16 protein-coding genes are annotated in these 18,230 nt (G+C 40.0%); 15 read left to right on the top strand and 1 reads right to left on the bottom strand.

All coding sequences use genetic code 11. The features are described from left to right. Nucleotides 1-18: 18 nt before the first annotated feature. From H4J76_RS17815 to H4J76_RS17745, 15 genes are all read left to right on the top strand, one after another. The gene (locus H4J76_RS17815) at nucleotides 19-1,062 is read left to right on the top strand and encodes a phosphotransferase family protein (RefSeq protein WP_182231038.1); all 1,044 of its coding nucleotides are present in this window, start codon (nucleotides 19-21) and stop codon (nucleotides 1,060-1,062) included. 65 nt (nucleotides 1,063-1,127) lie between these two features. Continuing rightward, nucleotides 1,128-1,889, top strand: a complete 762-nt coding sequence (locus tag H4J76_RS17810; RefSeq protein WP_182231037.1) for an SDR family NAD(P)-dependent oxidoreductase — start codon at nucleotides 1,128-1,130, stop codon at nucleotides 1,887-1,889. Between the two features lie 49 nt (nucleotides 1,890-1,938). After that, a complete protein-coding gene (locus tag H4J76_RS17805; RefSeq protein WP_182231036.1) occupies nucleotides 1,939-3,744 on the top strand; it encodes an acyl-CoA dehydrogenase in 1,806 nt (601 codons plus the stop codon). Nucleotides 3,745-3,788: 44 nt separating this feature from the next. After that, on the top strand, nucleotides 3,789-4,250 hold the full coding sequence (locus H4J76_RS17800) for a MaoC family dehydratase (RefSeq protein WP_182217076.1): 462 nt from the start codon (nucleotides 3,789-3,791) through the stop codon (nucleotides 4,248-4,250). Nucleotides 4,251-4,291: 41 nt separating this feature from the next. After that, nucleotides 4,292-5,215, top strand: coding sequence for an SDR family NAD(P)-dependent oxidoreductase (locus tag H4J76_RS17795; protein WP_182231035.1), 924 nt, complete (start codon nucleotides 4,292-4,294; stop codon nucleotides 5,213-5,215). A gap of 48 nt (nucleotides 5,216-5,263) precedes the next feature. Next, nucleotides 5,264-6,445 (top strand): acetyl-CoA C-acyltransferase, encoded by a 1,182-nt coding sequence (locus H4J76_RS17790; RefSeq protein WP_182231034.1) that lies wholly within the window; start codon nucleotides 5,264-5,266, stop codon nucleotides 6,443-6,445. An 82-nt stretch (nucleotides 6,446-6,527) separates the two neighbouring features. Beyond that, entirely contained in the window at nucleotides 6,528-8,195 is a 1,668-nt protein-coding gene (locus H4J76_RS17785) for an AMP-binding protein (protein WP_182217082.1), read from the top strand. Between the two features lie 135 nt (nucleotides 8,196-8,330). After that, nucleotides 8,331-8,756: a DoxX family protein gene (locus H4J76_RS17780; RefSeq protein ID WP_182217083.1), complete on the top strand. Its 426-nt coding sequence runs from the start codon at nucleotides 8,331-8,333 to the stop codon at nucleotides 8,754-8,756. A 106-nt stretch (nucleotides 8,757-8,862) separates the two neighbouring features. After that, entirely contained in the window at nucleotides 8,863-9,984 is a 1,122-nt protein-coding gene (locus H4J76_RS17775; protein WP_182231033.1) for a zinc-binding dehydrogenase, read from the top strand. Nucleotides 9,985-10,207: 223 nt separating this feature from the next. After that, nucleotides 10,208-11,266, top strand: a complete 1,059-nt coding sequence (locus tag H4J76_RS17770) for a patatin-like phospholipase family protein (protein WP_182217111.1) — start codon at nucleotides 10,208-10,210, stop codon at nucleotides 11,264-11,266. Nucleotides 11,267-11,320: 54 nt separating this feature from the next. Further along, complete coding sequence (locus H4J76_RS17765) at nucleotides 11,321-12,319, top strand: NADP-dependent oxidoreductase (protein ID WP_070377274.1); 999 nt, start codon at nucleotides 11,321-11,323, stop codon at nucleotides 12,317-12,319. Nucleotides 12,320-12,409: 90 nt separating this feature from the next. Further along, on the top strand, nucleotides 12,410-13,081 hold the full coding sequence (locus H4J76_RS17760; protein ID WP_259377163.1) for a hypothetical protein: 672 nt from the start codon (nucleotides 12,410-12,412) through the stop codon (nucleotides 13,079-13,081). Nucleotides 13,082-13,168: 87 nt separating this feature from the next. After that, on the top strand, nucleotides 13,169-15,271 hold the full coding sequence (locus H4J76_RS17755; protein ID WP_182231032.1) for a molybdopterin-dependent oxidoreductase: 2,103 nt from the start codon (nucleotides 13,169-13,171) through the stop codon (nucleotides 15,269-15,271). A 47-nt stretch (nucleotides 15,272-15,318) separates the two neighbouring features. Further along, entirely contained in the window at nucleotides 15,319-16,152 is an 834-nt protein-coding gene (locus H4J76_RS17750) for a MoxR family ATPase (protein ID WP_182217088.1), read from the top strand. Nucleotides 16,153-16,157: 5 nt separating this feature from the next. Beyond that, entirely contained in the window at nucleotides 16,158-17,330 is a 1,173-nt protein-coding gene (locus tag H4J76_RS17745) for a VWA domain-containing protein (RefSeq protein ID WP_182221900.1), read from the top strand. A gap of 109 nt (nucleotides 17,331-17,439) precedes the next feature. Here the strand turns inward: H4J76_RS17745 and H4J76_RS17740 are convergent, their stop codons facing one another. Beyond that, nucleotides 17,440-18,225, bottom strand: coding sequence for an alpha/beta fold hydrolase (locus tag H4J76_RS17740; protein WP_182217092.1), 786 nt, complete (start codon nucleotides 18,223-18,225; stop codon nucleotides 17,440-17,442). Nucleotides 18,226-18,230 lie beyond the last annotated feature (5 nt).

The raw sequence follows: 18,230 nt of genomic DNA, 5'->3' as shown, positions 1-18,230 counted from the left end.
CTGAAAGAGAATAAATACATGGCAGCAAACGTACCTTTTGATGTTGAAAAACTCACCGCTTACCTAGCACTTCATCTTGATGGTTTTATCGGTCCCATTACGCTTGATAAATTTTCAGGCGGACAATCTAATCCGACCTATAAAGTGATAGCGCAGTCCGGAATATTTGTCTTGCGCAGCCAACCGCCAGGAAAACTCCTAAAATCAGCACATGCGGTTGACCGTGAATATAAAGTGCTAGCCGCGTTAAAATCTTCAGACGTTCCTGTCGCCGAGGTTTATCACCTTTGCGAAGATACTAGCATTATTGGCTCGATGTTTTATCTGATGGAATATTGTGATGGTAGCGTTTATTGGAGTGCCTCATTAGCAGAAGTCAAAACTAATGAATATCGCAGTAAAATGTATGACGCAATGAACAATGCTTTGGTTGCTTTACATCGCATCAATGTTGAAAGTGTTGGCTTAAGTGAGTACGGAAAAGCAGGTAATTATTTTCAACGTCAATATGATCGTTGGTCTGCGCAATACCGTGCCTCAGAACTCAAAAAAATAATAGCGATGGACAAGTTAAACCAATGGCTTGAAGTTAATTTACCCGCAGATGATGGCAAAGTTTGTTTAGTCCATGGCGACTTTCGCTTAGACAACATGATGTTTGCCAAAGACAAACCAGAAATTATAGCCATTCTTGACTGGGAGCTCTCAACCTTAGGACATCCGTTTTCTGATTTAGCCTATCAATGTATGGGATTACGTATGCCTCAAGGTATTGGCAGTATCGATGGCTTAAAAGGAGTAGATAGAGCCAGTCTAGGCATCCCAACGGAAGCAGAATATGTGGCAACCTATTGTCAGCGTATGGGCATTGAAAAGATAGATAACTGGACATTTTATCTCGCCTTTAGTTTTTTCAGGTTAGCCGCCATTGTTCAAGGTGTTGCCAAAAGAGCGTCACAGGGCAATGCGTCGAATGAAAATGCCAGTAAAATTGGTCAGTTTGTCGAACCTTTAGCACTGATGGCTCTTGAGATAATAGCGCAAGAAAAGGCCACCAAATAGTCGCTAGCTATTCAATTTAGCACCATGACAATAAACACGTTCAAATAATATTTTAAGGAAAAAAAATGGATCCATTATTAGATTTTACCGGAAAAGTTGCTGTTATTACGGGTGCTGCTCAGGGGTTTGGTATGTTATTAGCCCAAGAGTTAGCTCAGCGTGGTGCTAAGTTAGTGATCAGTGATATTAACGAAGCAGGTGTTAACAAGGTGGCCAATGATATTGCAGCTTCAGGCGCTGAGGTGTTCGGGCTTCAATGCGATGTTGCTAAAAATGCAGATTGTAAAGCTATGGTCGACTTAGCCATTGAAAAATTTGGTCGTGTTGACATTGGTGTTAATAATGCAGGTGTTGCTCATGATTTTCATGCGTTACACGAAATTGACGAAGCCCTGATGGATAGACAATTTGCCGTTAATGTTAAAGGTGTGCAGTTTGGCATGAGTCATCAAATTAAGCAGATGTTAACGCAACAAGGTGGCGCCATTTTAAACGTTAGCTCAATGGCAGGTCTTGGCGGTGCGGCAAAAGTTGCGGCTTACTCTATGGCAAAGCATGCCGTTATTGGTTTGACAAAAACGGGCGCTGTTGAATATGGTCGCCATAATATTCGTATCAATGCGATATGTCCTTTTTTTACCTTAACTAAAATGGTCACTGACATGGCCGATGAAAGTATGCAAAGTAAAATGAGTTTAGGTGCGCCAATGAAGCGTTTAGCCGAGCCTAAAGAAGTTGTTGCCGTGATGCTAATGATGCTGTCACCCGCGAACACTTATATGACCGGGCAATGTATCGCGATTGATGGCGGTGTATCAGCGCAGTAAACAATAATCTTGTGTTACTTTTTTAAATAGTTAATAAGAAGAGACCCGAATGGCCAGTGAATTAATGAATCAACGAGATATTGAATTTATGCTGTATGAATTCTTTGATAGTGAGTCTCTTTTAAAAAGAGAACGTTATCAAGATCATGACCGGCATACATTTAACGAAGTTATTGCTACGGCTAAAACTATAGCAGAAAAACATTTCTTACCTATTCGTCAAAAACTTGATACTCACCAACCGACGTTTGACGGTAAAAAGGTACATTTAATTCCTGAGCTCAAACCCGCTATTGATGCCGTTATTGCCTCGGGTTTATCTTCAGCGACCGCAGATTATGAAACCAGTGGTATGCAACTGCCGCCAATCATCGCCAGCATCGCTACTTCATATTTAACTGTCGCTGGTGGTGTCGGTTTAGGTTACAACATGTTAACCACCGCGAATGCTAATTTACTTAGCGCGCATGGCAGTGAAGACCTCATCGAAAAGTGGGTAAAACCAATGCGAGCGGGTCGTTTTATGGGCACAATGGCGATGACAGAGCCGGGCAGTGGTTCAGGCTTAGGTGATTTAATCACTAAAGCGACTAAGGCCGAAGACGGTAGCTATCGTATTAGTGGTAATAAAATTTATATATCGGGTGGTGATCATGATCTCAGTGAAAATATTGTTCACTTAGTGCTTGCGAGATTAACCGGCGCGCCAAAAGGGATAAGAGGTATTTCGCTTTTTGTTGTGCCAAAATTTTTGCTTAATGACGATGGCTCAATTGGCGATGACAATGAAGTCGCCTTATCCGGACTATTTCATAAAATGGGCGGGCGGGCTCAAACTTCCACTGCGTTGAGTTTTGGAGAAAAGAACGGTTCTGTTGGTTACCTAGTGGGGGAAGAAAACCAAGGGCTTAAATATATGTTTCATATGATGAATGAAGCACGCATTATGGTTGGAACCAGTGCGGCGGTTATCGGTATAGCAGGTTACTTGTACTCATTAGATTATGCTAAAAATCGGCCACAAGGTCGTTTACCCTCGAGTAAAGATCCACTATCACCTATGGTTAATATTATCGAACATGCCGATGTACGAAGAATGCTTCTCGCGCAAAAAGCTTACGCAGAGGGCGCATTTTCATTAGTACTTTATGGCACACAATTGAGTGACGATGAGAAAACAGCAGCTAGTGCTAAAGAAAAAGAGCACGCACATCTCTTATTAGACTTTCTTACCCCTATTATTAAAACATGGCCTTCTGAATATGGTACTAAAGCCAATGACCTGGCCATTCAAGTACTCGGTGGTCATGGCTATATTAATGAACACCCCGTGGAATTATTTTATCGTGATAATCGTTTAAACGCTATTCATGAAGGTACAACGGGTATTCAGTCGTTGGACTTATTAACCCGAAAGGTGCCAATGAATAAGATGGCAGGATACTTAGCAACATTAACTGAAATAAATATAACGATAGAAAAAGCCAAAAATTATCAAAGTTTAACTGAATTTAGCCAACAACTAACGGCAGCGGTAAAAAGTTTACAGCTAACTACCGAAGCACTATTAACCGCCATGACCACCAAAAATATTGATTTAGCTTTAGCTAATTCGGTTAAATACCTCGAGTTGTTTGGACATGTGATCGTCGCTTGGTTATGGCTCAAACAAGGCCTTGTTGCCACGAAAGCGCTTGAAAATAAACCACACCAAAGTGATGAAAATTTCTATCAAGGAAAACTGCAAACCTTACAGTATTTCTATAGGTTTGAATTACCGCAAATAGCGTTATGGTCAGCGCTGTTAATAGACAGTGATGACAGCACTTATCAGATGAAAGCTGAATGGTTTTAAAGAGTCATTAAAAATAGCAGTTAAATAAATAATAGAGACACCTTATGCCAACTATAATTAACAAAGAAGAATTAGCAAATTATATAGGTTTTCAAGCTAAACCAACGCCTTGGCACTTAGTTACTCAGCAACAAATTGATCAATTTGCTGATTGTACACTCGATCATCAGTTTATCCATGTTGATGAAGAAAAGGCAAAAGCGACACCCTTTGGCGGTACTATTGCTCATGGTTTCTTATCGCTATCAATGCTCTCTCATTTTGCTGAAGACTTTAGCGTTATCATTGACGGATTTTACATGGGCTTAAATGCCGGTTTTGACAAGGTGAGATTTTTGCAACCCGTTGCGGTCAATAGTCGTATTCGAGCACATGCAACAACGTTGGCGATTGAAGAAAAAAAACCAGGACAATATCGTTTGTCTACCCAAGTAAGTGTTGAAATTGAAGGCAGTGAAACACCTGCGCTAGTCGCACAGTGGATTTCAGTACAAATGGTAAAATAACATGGCTAAAAAGTAATTTTAAAGTATTTTAAGGAAATATCATGACAATCAGTTTTATAGGAAAAGTCGCTATAGTTACCGGCGCAGGTAATGGATTAGGTCGCTCACATGCCTTAGCGCTTGCTGCGCGTGGCGCAAAAGTCGTTGTTAATGATTTAGGAGGTGCGCGCGATGGTAGCGGGGCGTCTTCACAAGCATCACAAGATGTTGTGCGTTTAATTGAAGAAAAGGGTGGAGAAGCCATCAGCCATGGCGCAAATGTTGCGAACTTTGATGAAGTACAAGACATGGTTAATCAAGCAATGGAAAAATGGGGACGTGTTGATATTTTAATCAACAATGCCGGTATTTTAAGAGATAAATCCTTTACTAAAATGACCTTAGCAGACTTTTCCTTGGTGATGGATGTTCATGTGATGGGCAGCGTTAATTGTACTAAAGCTGTTTGGGATATCATGCGTGAACAAAACTATGGCCGTATTGTGATGACAACCTCATCCAGTGGCATGTATGGTAATTTTGGCCAAGCTAACTATGGCGCAGCTAAAATGGCAGTTTTAGGCTTAATGAATACGTTATCGATTGAAGGATTTAAGAATAATATCCGGATAAATGCGCTTGCCCCAACCGCTGGCACACGTATGACTGAAGACCTAATGCCTGAAGAAATTGTAAAAGCATTTGCTCCTGAAGCGGTAACGGCTGGTTTGCTAACCCTTTGCGATGACGATGCGCCGACCCGCTTTATTTTATGTGCAGGTGCGGGCGGTTACTCAAGTGCAAGCATGTTTGAAACTCAAGGTTGTTTTATCCCACAGTCGTCACAAACACCAGAATCCGTGCGCGGACAGTGGTCACAGTTAACCGATGAAGCAGGCCAAGCAGCTTTATCTTCTGGATCAAAACAAGGTGAGAAATTTGTCAGCAAAGCTATGGCTTATATGAAGTCACAGCAGCAAAAGTAAATATGACAACTTGTTTGTCGTTCACATCATAATTAAAAAGGAATACTGATGAGAGAAGCCGTAATAGTATCTGCCGCACGTACCCCGATAGGAAAAGCATACCGAGGTGCCTTTAATGATTTATCGGCGCCAACCTTAGCGGCTACTGCGGTTAAAGCCGCCGTTGAAAGAGCAGGAATTGATGCCAATGAAATTGAAGACTGTATTTTTGGTGCCGCTCTAACGCAAGGTAATCAAGGGATGAACTTTGGTCGGCAAGTGGCAATGGCGGCTGAGTTGCCGGTTTCTGTACCTGGCATGACTGTCGATCGTCAATGTTCGTCAGGCTTAATGTCTATTGCTATTGCGGCCAATCATATTGTTTGTGATGGCGCACAAGTGGTGCTTGCAGGCGGTTGCGATTCCATTAGTTTGGTACAAAACGATAAAATGAATATGTATAGAGCTGTTGACCCAAGTGTTAAAGCCTATCGACCAGCTACTTATATGCCGATGCTTGATACGGCCGAAATTGTTGCCAATCGCTATAGTATTTCTCGAGCAGAGCAAGATGCCTATGCACTTAAATCTCAACAACGCACCGCCGCAGCGCAACAAGTGGGTAGGTTTGATGATGAAATTGTGCCAGTGACCTGTACTAAACTGGTTATGGACAAGGCGACGGGTGATATCAGTAAAGAAACGGTCACTTTAACTAAAGACGAAGGTAACCGTCCATCAACAACGTTAGCGGGACTGTCAGCTTTAAAGGCGGTCAAAGATAATGGTGCTATTACGGGCGGTAATGCTTCGCAGTTATCCGATGGCGCTGCAGCCGTTGTTCTAATGGAACGAGGTTTAGCTGAGCAGAGAGGCCTTAAGCCTTTAGGTGTCTATCGTGGCATGGTCGTTGCCGGTTGTGAACCCGATGAAATGGGTATTGGGCCGATTTATGCGATACCCAAATTGTTAGCGCGTAATAACTTAACGATTGACGATATCGGTTTATGGGAAATCAATGAAGCTTTTGCGGTACAAGTTTTATATTGTGCGACTAAATTAGGCATTCCTGAAGATCGTCTTAATGTAAATGGTGGTGCAATTTCTATTGGCCATCCTTATGGTATGAGTGGCACACGTATGGTGATGCACGCACTGATTGAGGGAAAACGTCGTGGAATTAAATATGTTGTGATCAGCATGTGTATTGGTGGTGGACAGGGCGCAGCGGGTCTGTTTGAAGTACTTTAAGCGTTTTAATTAAAACATTTACCGTGGCGTAACTATAATAATAATGCCACGTAAACAATTTGTGATTGGGGAGATAAATATAATGGAAAAGATTTGGCTTGAAAAGAGTTACCCACCTGGTGTTGATTTCGAAATAGACCCAGATAAATATAACTCATTAGCAGATTTATTTACTAAATATACCAAGTTATATCAAGATAACACCGCTTTTATTAATATGGGAGCAAGCATTAGTTATCAAGAACTTGGTCAACAAGCTCATGACTTTGCGGCTTACTTACAACAAGATTTAGGATTAGTTAAAGGTGATAGATTCGCGATTATGATCCCCAATCTTCTTCAATACCCTATCGCATTATTTGGTGCCTTATTAGCTGGACTTACCGTGGTGAATGTTAACCCGTTATACACAGCACGTGAATTAGAGCATCAGTTAAAAGACTCAGGCACTAAAGCTATTCTCATCCTCGAGAATTTTGCCCATGTCCTTGAAAAAGTTATTGATAAAACCGATGTTAAACATATTGTTCTTACGGCTGTAGGTGACAGGTTAGGGGCAGTTAAAGGGTTACTTATTAACAGTGTACTCAGGCATGTTAAAAAGCAGGTGCCTGCTTTTAATTTTCCTGGAGCAGTCAGATTTAATCAAGCGATGACAAAAGGAGCTAAATTAACCTTTAGTCCTGTCAAAGTGGTTGGTTCAGATCTAGCCTTCTTACAATATACCGGTGGCACGACGGGCCCATCAAAAGGAGCCATGCTTACCCATCGCAATATGGTAGCTAACCTCGAACAATCAAATGCGGCGACTAAAAATATATATGAAGTAGGCAAAGAAATTATGGTGACAGCCTTACCGCTTTATCATGTCTATGCGCTAACGTCTAATTGCTTATGTTTTATGCCTTTTGGCGGTACTAATATTTTAATTACCAATCCAAGAGATATGAAAGGCTTTGTTAAAGAGCTCGCTAAATACCCTTTTACTATTATCACGGGTGTAAATACTTTGTTTAATGCTTTATTACATACCCCTGGGTTTGACCAACTTGATTTTAGCCCATTAAAACTTGGTTTTGGTGGCGGAATGTCAGTACAACGTCCGGTAGCCGAGCTTTGGGAAAAAGTCACTAAAACAAGATTGTTAGAAGGTTATGGTTTAACAGAGTGTGCGCCATTAGTGACGATGAGCCCTTTTAATCAACAAAGCTATAACGGCTCTATTGGCTTACCTGTTTCTTCGACCGATATTCGCTTAATTGGCGATAATGGTGAGGAAGTTGCGCTAGGTGAGCCCGGTGAGATGTGGGTTAAAGGTCCTCAGGTGATGAAAGGTTATCACAACCGACCCGATGCAACCGAAGAAGTGCTCAAAGATGGTTGGCTAGCTACCGGCGATATTGCCACCATGGATGAAAATGGCTTTTTTAAAATTGTTGACCGAAAAAAAGACATGATCAACGTCTCAGGCTTTAATGTTTTTCCTAATGAAATTGAAGAAGTACTCGTTATGCATGATGGTGTACTTGAAGCCGCTGCTATTGGTATTCCACACGACACAACGGGAGAAGCGGTTAAGGTTTTTATTGTCAGGAAAAATCCTAATTTAGCAGAGCAAGATATATTTGATCATTGTCATGAAATGCTAACAAACTATAAACGTCCTAAGTTGATAGAGTTCATCGATGAGCTACCCAAAAGTAATGTCGGAAAAGTTTTACGAAAAGAGTTACGTAAGGACGTTGCATAAATAGACTAGGTTAACTTTTTTCTAGAACTAAATCGATTGGATATATACGCCTACGGCTAGTGTTATGCTAGTCCTTAGGCGTTTTTTATTCTGCTAGGAAGCTAAAAAACTCATTAACACGATAAGGATTTACCCTTGAATATTTTAGAAAATAGCTGTCTTTTGTTGGGACGTTTACTGATGGGGTTTTACTTTATTATCCCTGCGATAAGTAAAATTAACAAATTTGAGGGCACCAGTGTCTACATGGAGCAGCACAATGTTCCTATGGTATCGTTATTATTAGTGTTAACCATTATTATTCAATTGGTTTGTGGAGTGGCTATCATTGTTGGTTCTAAAGGTAAAGTGTCTGCTTTTATATTAGCGGGTCTAACCTTGTTGATCAGCCTATTTATGCATGACTTTTGGGGAATGACAGAAGGTGTGGCGCGGAGTCACGAATTACAAAACTTCTTTAAAAATATGGGCATAATAGCCGGTTTATTAATAATAACTGGCCTAGGAACCGGCAAATTTAGTCTTGAGGGTCGTAAAGTGACTGAGCCTGAAAGGCGCTAATGGAAGTAATCGTTATTGTAGCCAAGACAACACGCAAGGTAGCACCTAACGCTATCAAAATTACCACGTCATAAAACGACAACAAACAGCTGGAGAATATCTTATCATGACAAGCTCAAAACAATTATTTACTCATATTTCTGCAAGCGGAACACTTGAACTATCTTTAAAAGAGGTCGAGGTAGCGACACCTAAATCCCATGAAGTGATCGTTCGCATTGAAGCCGCTCCCATCAACCCATCTGATATGTGGCCGATGTTTGGACCTGCTAATTTAGCCGAGGCGGTATTAAGTGCAGATAAATTAACGCTCAGTGCACCCGTGCATAGCAGTATACTACCTCGAATTAAATCTCGTTTAGATCAAGTATTACCTATTGGTAATGAAGGCGCAGGTACCGTGATTGCTGCCGGTGATAGTGACGCTGCTCAGTCGTTAATGGGGAAAACAGTCGCGGTTTTAACCGGAGGCGCCTATGCCCAATATTGTTGCGTACCCGCACAAGCTTGTATTGTTCACCATGAGGGGACTACAGCTAAGCATGCTGCTTCTTCTTTTGTAAATCCTTTAACTGCTTTAGGTATGGTAGAAACCATGCGTATGGAGGGGCACAGTGCATTAGTGCATACCGCTGCAGCGTCAAGTCTAGGACAAATGCTGAATAAAATATGTTTGGCACAAGACATTCCTTTGGTCAATATTGTTAGAAGTCAGCAACAAGCCGATATACTTAAAGCAATTGGTGCTCAATATATTTGTGATTCATCGAGTAAAACCTTCAAGGCTGATTTGTATAAAGCGATTGATGAAACAGGGGCAACTTTAGCCTTTGACGCAATAGGTGGTGGAGAAATTGTCAGTGATATCCTGAACGCTATGGAGCAGTCTGGCAGTAAAGACGCTGTTGGCTTTAATACTTATGGTTCAGAGACAAATAAACAAGTTTATATTTATGGGGGGTTAGACTTCACCCCAAGTATCTTAAATCGCGCTTACGGAATGACATGGGGCATAGGCGGTTGGTTATTGATGAGCTTTTTGAGCAAGTTGCAACCACAACAAATCGCAAAATTACAAAAGCAAGTGGCCGATGAGATAAAAACCACTTTTGCTTGTGCGTTTACTGACGAATTAAGTTTTGAACAAGCGATGACCCCAACGATTGTTTTACAATACAATGCTAAGAAAACAGGCGAAAAATATCTGATTAATCCCAATAAAAAATAGTTCACCTCTGTTAGGAGACTGAACGCTTTGGGTTTAGTCTCCTCATTTGTGCTTTTCACTATCTTAAGCTTGGTTATATTTCTCGTTTTCGTTAACTCGAATTCATTTGGTGAATAATGAACCATAAGTACTATTCATTTGTTTAATTTATTTCTAACGTTTACCATAGCTTAGAGATTATAATGATTTATTATTGTCACCAAAAAGTGAACAACAAAATAATATGTTAGAAATATATGCTGGCGATTCAGCCATGAAGACGATTAAAGAAAATGGATTTTCACCTGACTTATTTAGCTCTTTTTTAGCGGCGAGTGGTGGACCTAAATGGTTTACTTTATATGGTTTAGATAAATACCTCTTTAGTGAGTTTTTTAAAGATAGAGAACAAGCATTAAACCTTATTGGCTCAAGTGTTGGTGCTTTTAGAAATGCATGTTTTGCTCAAAAAGATCCCATCGCTGCAATAGGGCGTCTCGCAAAAAATTATCATGAAACTACCTACACGGCTAAAGCCAAGCCCGCAGAGGTTAGCGAAAAAGCACTAGAAATGATGGATGCTATTTTTGGTGAATCAGGCGAGCAAGAAATTGTTGATAACCTCCATTTTAAAGCGCATATCATCGTTGCTAAATGTAACGGTTTTGTTGCTTATGAAAATAAATTTATTCAGGGACTTGGCCTAGCAAAAAGCTATGTTAATAATCGCATCAGCCGCCCACGCTTAAATAGCCAATATGAGCGTTATATTTTTCAGTCGAGCCATAGTAACCTTGAGCTTAGCGATCCTGATAACATACCCACATCCCGTCTACCTTTTTCAACAGGTAATATTCGTAACGCGTTACTAGCTTCAGGTTCAATACCCTTAGTGATGCGGGGTATTAGCGATATTGAAAACAGTCCAAAAGGTATGTATCGAGATGGTGGTATTGTTGATTATCATTTTGATTTTGAGATTAAAAATCCAGGATTAACACTTTACCCCCATTTTAGCTCATCACTTAAGGCGGGTTGGTTTGATAAAAGTTTAACAAGAAAAGTAAGATTAAAAAACTACGACAATACGGTGTTGATTTGTCCTTCTGCTAAATTTATTGACGCATTACCTCATCATAAAATTCCTGACAGAAACGACTTCGTTACCATGAGCCGCAAACAGCGAATGTGGTATTGGCAAAAAGTGATGAATGACAGCGAAAAATTAGCGGAGTCATTTGATCAGATTTATAAAAATCAACAGTTAAACCACATAAAGAGTATAAATCAGTTATTGGCATAGTCTCTTAATAAAGAGTCGTCAATTACATACTATAAACGCATAGAGATAATAATGATTACAACGTATAAAGCGATAAATTTAATTGCACGTCCTTCTGGTGGTCCAATAGGACCTGATTTGTTTGATGTTGTAGAAAAGAATATTCCTGAAGTGGCAAAAAACCAATTTCTTGTGAAACAATCACATATGTCATTAGATCCGGCAATGTTCGGTTGGATGAGTGCAGATACAGAAAGTTATATTCCACCCGTTGCCCTTGGCGATGTTATGCGCAGTTCAGGTATCGGTGAAATCGTTGAAAGTAATCATGCTAACTTCAACGTTGGTGATCGCGTTATGGGCATGATGGGTTGGCAAGAATACTACTTAAGTGATGGTACGGGTTTAAATAAAGTAACAGCACCCTTACCAGATGAAGCTATCTTATCGGTTTTTGCCTTGCCGGGGTTAACCGCAACACAAGGATTATACAGCATAGGTAAGCCTCAAAAAGGGGAAACACTTGTTGTTTCTGGAGCGGCTGGTTCGGTTGGTTCAATTGTTGGGCAACTTGCTAAAGCCGACGGACTTACTGTCATTGGTGTTGTAGGTAGTGATGAAAAAGCCGATTGGGTGGTAAATGAATTAGGCTTTGATGGCGCGATAAATTATAAAACTGATGATATAGCGACTACATTAGCGCAATTAACGCCAAAGGGTATTGACGTCTATTTTGAAAATACCGGTGGACCCATCCAACACCATGTTATTGCCCGGATGAATGCTCATGGTCGAATTGTCGTTTGTGGAATGATTGCTGATTACCCAAAAGCAGAACCAGACTTAGCACCTAGTTGGATCCCTATCATTAAGAAACGCTTAACAATACAGGGCTTTACTATGCCAGATCATTTTGGCGAAGTCCCAGCCCTATTAGAAAAGCTAACACCCTATGTAATGCAAGGTAAAATTAAGTATCGTGCTCATATCTTAGATGGTTTTGATGAAGCGATGACTGGCTTGAACTTATTTTTTACCGGTGAAAATAAAGGCAAACTTATCGTTAAACTCTGATGGTCAGCTTAATGTTACGCGGTTATAGGTGTTTTTTTATCAATAAAACTCAAATTTACTTTACGATACTTAATTAAAATGGAAATGAATATGTCCCAGAAACTTGTTAATAACCTGATGTGCTCCTTAGTGTTTGCATGTTTAACATCCTTGTCTGCTAGCGCAGACACATCCGTTAAGACACCAGACCCTGATCAAAGTGTCGCTGACGCTGTTACAGCAATAACAGAGGTTAATGTCGATGAGAACAGCTTTAACTGCATAAGAGATATGACACCGGTCAGGCATTTTTATGTTGATAATCTTTTAGGAGATATAATAAGCACTTTAGCCGCAGCCAATGCACCAGAAGGTGCTAAGTACCCCGTGGGTTCGGTTGTACAACTTGTACCAACAGAAGCCATGGTTAAACGTGAATCGGGTACTTTTCCCGCGACGGGTGACTGGGAGTTTTTTGAACTAGAAGTTAATGAACAAGGGTCAAAAATCGGTAAGCGTGGTTTTGTCGATGTTGTTAATCGTTTTGGCGGCAACTGTTTTGCTTGTCATGCTCCGGCTCGAGAGCCTTGGGATTTCATTTGTGAATCAGATCATGGCTGTGAAACTATACCTATAGATCATAAAATGACGGGCGCGCTGCAACGTTCAGATCCCCGTTGCGGCGATGCTGTTCCTCAAGATGGTGATTGGATGGCATTGTTTAAGCTTAAAAGTATGGTCAGTATTGGCCTGACAAAACAGTGGATTGAAGAAAAATTTTAACGTCAATAGTTAATATGTTTTAAGCCACAAGTAAGCCGCTAACCAAGAAGGTTTTCATTTTTTAATGGGTCAAATTAGGAGATAACTATGAGTGATATCAAAACGCACTACCGTAACTGTAATATTTGTGAAGCGATGTGCGGCTTAGAAATTAAGTATCAAGATAAGCATATTTTATCGATTAAAGGCGACCCAAAAGACCCTTTCAGTAAAGGTTATAATTGTCCTAAAGCAACGGCGTTAGAAGATTTTTATAATGATGAAGACCGTTTAAAAACACCGATTAGACGGACAGCTAATGGCTGGGAAGATATTTCATGGGATCAAGCTTTTACCGAGATAGCCGAAAAACTTAAAGGCACTCAAAAAGAACATGGCCGTGACGCTTTGGCGGTTTACTTAGGAAACCCTAACGCGCACAACTTAGGTAATGCGCTTTTTCTAAAACCATTTATGAAAGCGTTAGGGACCATAAACCGTTTTAGTTCTGCTTCAACCGATCAAATGCCACATCATGTTGCCGCTAATTTTATGTTTGGTGCGGGTATGTTAATCCCTGTGCCCGATATAGACCGCACTGATTTTATGTTGATTATTGGCGGAAACCCTGTGGTCTCAAATGGTAGTATGATGACAGCACCCAATGTTATCGGCCGAATGAAAGCCATTCAAAAACGAGGAGGTAAAATTGTTGTTGTTGACCCTCGCCGTACCCGAACCGCTAAAATTGCCGATCAACATTTGTTTATCAGACCGGAAAAAGATGCACTCTTGTTATTGGCGATGATCCACTGTGTTTTTACAACCAATAGCGTTAATCTTCGCCACCTAGCAGATATGGTCGATGGACTAGATGCGTTGGAAAATATCGCTAATGATTATTCACCCGAATCTGTGGCTAAGTATGTCGGCATACCGGCAAGTGATATTAGAACGTTAACCAATGATATGACAACTGCAGACTCAGCGGTGTGTTACAGCCGTATGGGTGCATCTACTCAAACGTTCGGTGGTTTATGCCAATGGCTAACCAATGTGCTGAATATTATAACCGGCAATTTTGACCGTGCAGGCGGTGCTATGTTTCCACAGCCCGCTTTTGATTTATTAAGAAATCATAAGAAGGGTTATAAAAGCTCGTTTGGGCAATATAAGAGTCGTGTCAGAAAGTTACCTTTTTTCAATGGTGAGTTTCCGGTTGCAACATTAGCTGAAGAGATATTAACCCCCGGTGAAGGTCAAATAAAAAGCTTAATTACTGTTGCAGGTAACCCTGTGCTTTCATCACCGAGTGGACATAAATTAGCTGATGCGTTTTCAGGATTAGATTATATGGTCGCCATCGACATTTATCTTAATGAAACCACTAAACACGCTAATATTATTTTACCGGCAACAACCGGTCTTGAAAATTCGCATTTTGATATTTTCTTCAATTCATTTTCAGTAAGAAATACCGTCAAATATTCTAAGCCATTGTTTGAACCAGCAGACTATCAACGCACCGATTGGCAAATACTGAAGGAGCTAGCGGCACGAATGACAGATACAGACCTTGATGAATACACACCAGAAATGATCTTAGACATGGAATTGCAAAAGGGTCCTTATGGTAAACAAGGTATGAGCTTAGAAAAATTAATCGACAATCCTCATGGTATCGATATTGGACCTTTAATGCCGTGTATCGAAGCGCGGATAAAAACCGAGCAAGGTAGTGTAAACTTAGTGCCGCAACTCTATATTAATGATTTACCGCGTTTGCAAAATGTTATTATTCATCCTGCTCGTGATATCAACTATCCGTTCGATTTAATTGGTCGCCGTTTAGTGAAAAGTCATAATACCTGGACACAGAATTCCGAGCGCTTAATTAAAGGCAAAAATCCTTGTACCTTAGAGGTTCATCCAGATGATGCTAAGGTATTAGGCATTAGCAATGGTCAATCTGTTATGGTGAGCTCAATGGTAGGTGAAGTGAAAATAGAGGTAGTGATCACCGACGATATTCAACGTGGGGTGGTCAGTATGCCGCAAGGCTGGGGACATAATCAACAAGGCACCCAGATGTCGGTTGCAGCCAAGCAACCAGGTGTTAGTATTAATGATTTAACCGATGCAAGTCGAGTAGATACTTTAACCGGTAATGCTGCTTTAAATGGTACACCGGTCGCAATTAACGTTGCGTAGATGTTAGTCGAATTAGACTATAATTAAGCCCTAAAATAGGTAAAAACATGTTTAACAGTACAGAGAGTTATATTGCATCAGACGAACTTCGCTTAGCGGTAAACGCAGCGATCACCCTAGAAAAGCCACTGTTGATTAAAGGTGAGCCAGGAACAGGTAAAACGCAATTAGCTGAAGAATTAGCAAAGTCACTTAATTGTAAGCTATATCAATGGCATATTAAATCAACAACTAAAGCGCAACAAGGCTTATACGAATACGATGCCGTATCAAGATTACGAGATAGCCAGCTAGGCGACGAACGTGTGCATGATATTGCTAACTACATCGTTAAAGGTAAACTTTGGCAGGCGTTTGAAGAAGAGCAACGTCCGATATTATTAATTGATGAAATAGATAAAGCCGATATAGAGTTCCCTAATGATTTACTGCAAGAGCTTGATAAGATGGAGTTCTATGTTTATGAAACGCAACAAGTTATTAAAGCAAAACAACGTCCAATCATTATTATAACGTCTAATAATGAAAAAGAGCTACCCGATGCATTCTTACGTCGTTGTTTCTTTCATTACATCAAGTTTCCAACAAAAATAGAAATGGAGCAGATTATTGCTGTTCACCACCCTGATGTAAAAAAAGAGTTATTAGCGCATACCTTAGAAGTGTTTTTTGAACTGAGAGACTTACAAGGTATTAAGAAAAAGCCTTCAACATCAGAGTTAATCGATTGGTTGAAACTACTGGTTGCAGACGATGTTGCTCAAGAGGTGTTAATCGATAAGCAGTCCGGTATTATTCCTTTATTTGGTGCGTTATTAAAAAATGAACAAGATGTCTCACTACTTGAAAAACTCGCCTTTATTAGTCGCAGAAACAGGTAGTTGTTGTGTTTATAGATTTATTTATAACGTTAAGAAAACATAAAGTTCCTTGTAGTTTGCGTGAGTTATTAGACTTAATTGCGCTATTAAAAAAGGGGGTTGTTTTTGCTAATGTGGAAGAGTTTTATCACCTAGCTAAAATTGTTATGGTTAAAGATGAAATTCATTATGATAAATTCGATAGTGCATTTGCTGAATATTTTGAAGGTATCCAAGCAATTGATATATTTGATAAAATATTACCTGAGGATTGGCTAAGAAAAGAATTTGAAAAACACCTAAGCCAAGAAGAAAAAGACAAGTTAAAGGCATTAGGTGGTTTAGACGAGCTAATGAAAGCGTTGAAAGAACGCCTTGAAGAACAAAAGAAACGCCATGCTGGCGGCAATAAATGGGTGGGTACTGGTGGAACATCTCCTTTTGGCGCTTATGGTTATAACCCCGAAGGTATTAGGGTAGGGCAAGATAAAAATCGTAATAATAGTGCGGTTAAAGTGTGGGATAAACGAGAATTTAAAAACTTTGATCAAGACAGAGAATTAGGCACTAGAAATATAAAGTTAGCGCTAAAAAAACTCAGAAAATTTGCCCGTACCGGTGCTAGTGAAAAGCTTGATATTAACACCACTATTACCTCAACGGCGAAAAATGGCGGTATGCTTGATGTACATATGGAGCCTGAACGTCATAATGCGGTAAAAGTATTGATGTTTTTTGATATCGGCGGTTCTATGGACGATTACATACATACGTGTGAAGAACTTTTTTCAGCGGCACATACCGAGTTTAAACACCTTGAATTTTTCTATTTTCATAATTGTGTTTACGAAAGATTATGGAAAGACAATAGCCGACGCCGTACTGATACTATTGATTTAGAAGAAATTATTAGAACATTTGGTTCGGACTACAAAGTTATATTTGTCGGTGATGCCACTATGGGGCCTTATGAAGTAACAGCACCTGGCGGCAGTGTTGAACACTGGAATGAAAAACCAGGTACCTTTCATATGCACAAAATTCTTGGTCATTTTAATAAGGTCGCTTGGTTAAACCCACAGCCAGAGACTCATTGGGATTATCATCACTCAATCTCAATTATTAGGCAGTTAATAACGGATAGAATGTACCCTTTAACGGTCGATGGCATAGGTCGAGCGATAAAAGCGCTCAGCTAAATATCCCACTAGTAAATTAAAAGCAAGGACGGTTGCAGCTTTACCTGTCTGTAATGAATGAAGGGCTAATAAAAGCCGTTTTATAGCAGCTTCTCTTTTATTACATTACTTACCAATCTTTTATAATGTTAGTAATTATAGACGCGGTTGCTTCTGGTTGTTCAAGCGGAAACATATGTCCGCCATTAGCTAATTTAGTCAGTGGTATGTTATTCATTTTAGCAAATCGATTAAAGTAACTTACCGGCAATACGTCTGTTTTATCACCATAAATCAATGCAGATGGCACCGTCAGTTTATTTTTATATGTTGTTAAATTGCAAGGTAGGTGTCTAAATATATCGGCTTCAACGTCAGGTGAAAACATTAACTCCCATCTTTTATTTTTTAATGTCACGGCACTGTCTACGTAATCTTGTAAACAACGAGCATCAAAGTTTTTAAAAAGTTTCTTTTGAGCAAAATTATTAACTAATTGTGTTTCAGACGGCCAATGTTTCTGCCTGTTTTTAGCTCGACCCGCTGGAGATATTTTATCAATAAAAGGTGTTTTTTTAGCGAGTTTCAAAAACCAAGATAATGGCCCAGAAAATACTGGAGGGTCTAACATGACGACACCACGAAAAAGTTCAGGATGCTGACAAGCGGCCATAAAAGAAATGACACCACCAAAAGAATGGCCAACACAAATGACCTTTTGGTCTTGCTTTTTAATGAAGTTAACCAGCTCATTGACCAAAAATTGCCAATTATTATGAATGGGGTAACAATCATCGTGACCATATTGTTCTAAAGCAATGGTTGAATAATCGTTTGAAAACAATGACAGAAAAGTACGGTAACTTCCTGCTGGAAAACCATTGGCATGGACAAAGTTGATTACAGGTTTTGACATATACG

Source organism: Colwellia sp. BRX9-1 (assembly GCF_014077195.1).
GTDB lineage: Bacteria > Pseudomonadota > Gammaproteobacteria > Enterobacterales > Alteromonadaceae > Colwellia_A.
The sequence above is the reverse complement of the archived record's forward strand: the minus strand, read 5'-3'. Positions and strand labels throughout refer to the sequence as shown.

Coding starts and splice junctions, on each gene's coding strand:
- H4J76_RS17815 (WP_182231038.1), top strand. CDS start 19: ATGGCAGCAAACGTACCTTTTGATGTTGAAAAACTCACCGCTTACCTA.
- H4J76_RS17810 (WP_182231037.1), top strand. CDS start 1,128: ATGGATCCATTATTAGATTTTACCGGAAAAGTTGCTGTTATTACGGGT.
- H4J76_RS17805 (WP_182231036.1), top strand. CDS start 1,939: ATGGCCAGTGAATTAATGAATCAACGAGATATTGAATTTATGCTGTAT.
- H4J76_RS17800 (WP_182217076.1), top strand. CDS start 3,789: ATGCCAACTATAATTAACAAAGAAGAATTAGCAAATTATATAGGTTTT.
- H4J76_RS17795 (WP_182231035.1), top strand. CDS start 4,292: ATGACAATCAGTTTTATAGGAAAAGTCGCTATAGTTACCGGCGCAGGT.
- H4J76_RS17790 (WP_182231034.1), top strand. CDS start 5,264: ATGAGAGAAGCCGTAATAGTATCTGCCGCACGTACCCCGATAGGAAAA.
- H4J76_RS17785 (WP_182217082.1), top strand. CDS start 6,528: ATGGAAAAGATTTGGCTTGAAAAGAGTTACCCACCTGGTGTTGATTTC.
- H4J76_RS17775 (WP_182231033.1), top strand. CDS start 8,863: ATGACAAGCTCAAAACAATTATTTACTCATATTTCTGCAAGCGGAACA.
- H4J76_RS17770 (WP_182217111.1), top strand. CDS start 10,208: ATGTTAGAAATATATGCTGGCGATTCAGCCATGAAGACGATTAAAGAA.
- H4J76_RS17760 (WP_259377163.1), top strand. CDS start 12,410: ATGTCCCAGAAACTTGTTAATAACCTGATGTGCTCCTTAGTGTTTGCA.
- H4J76_RS17755 (WP_182231032.1), top strand. CDS start 13,169: ATGAGTGATATCAAAACGCACTACCGTAACTGTAATATTTGTGAAGCG.
- H4J76_RS17750 (WP_182217088.1), top strand. CDS start 15,319: ATGTTTAACAGTACAGAGAGTTATATTGCATCAGACGAACTTCGCTTA.
- H4J76_RS17740 (WP_182217092.1), bottom strand. CDS start 18,225: ATGTCAAAACCTGTAATCAACTTTGTCCATGCCAATGGTTTTCCAGCA.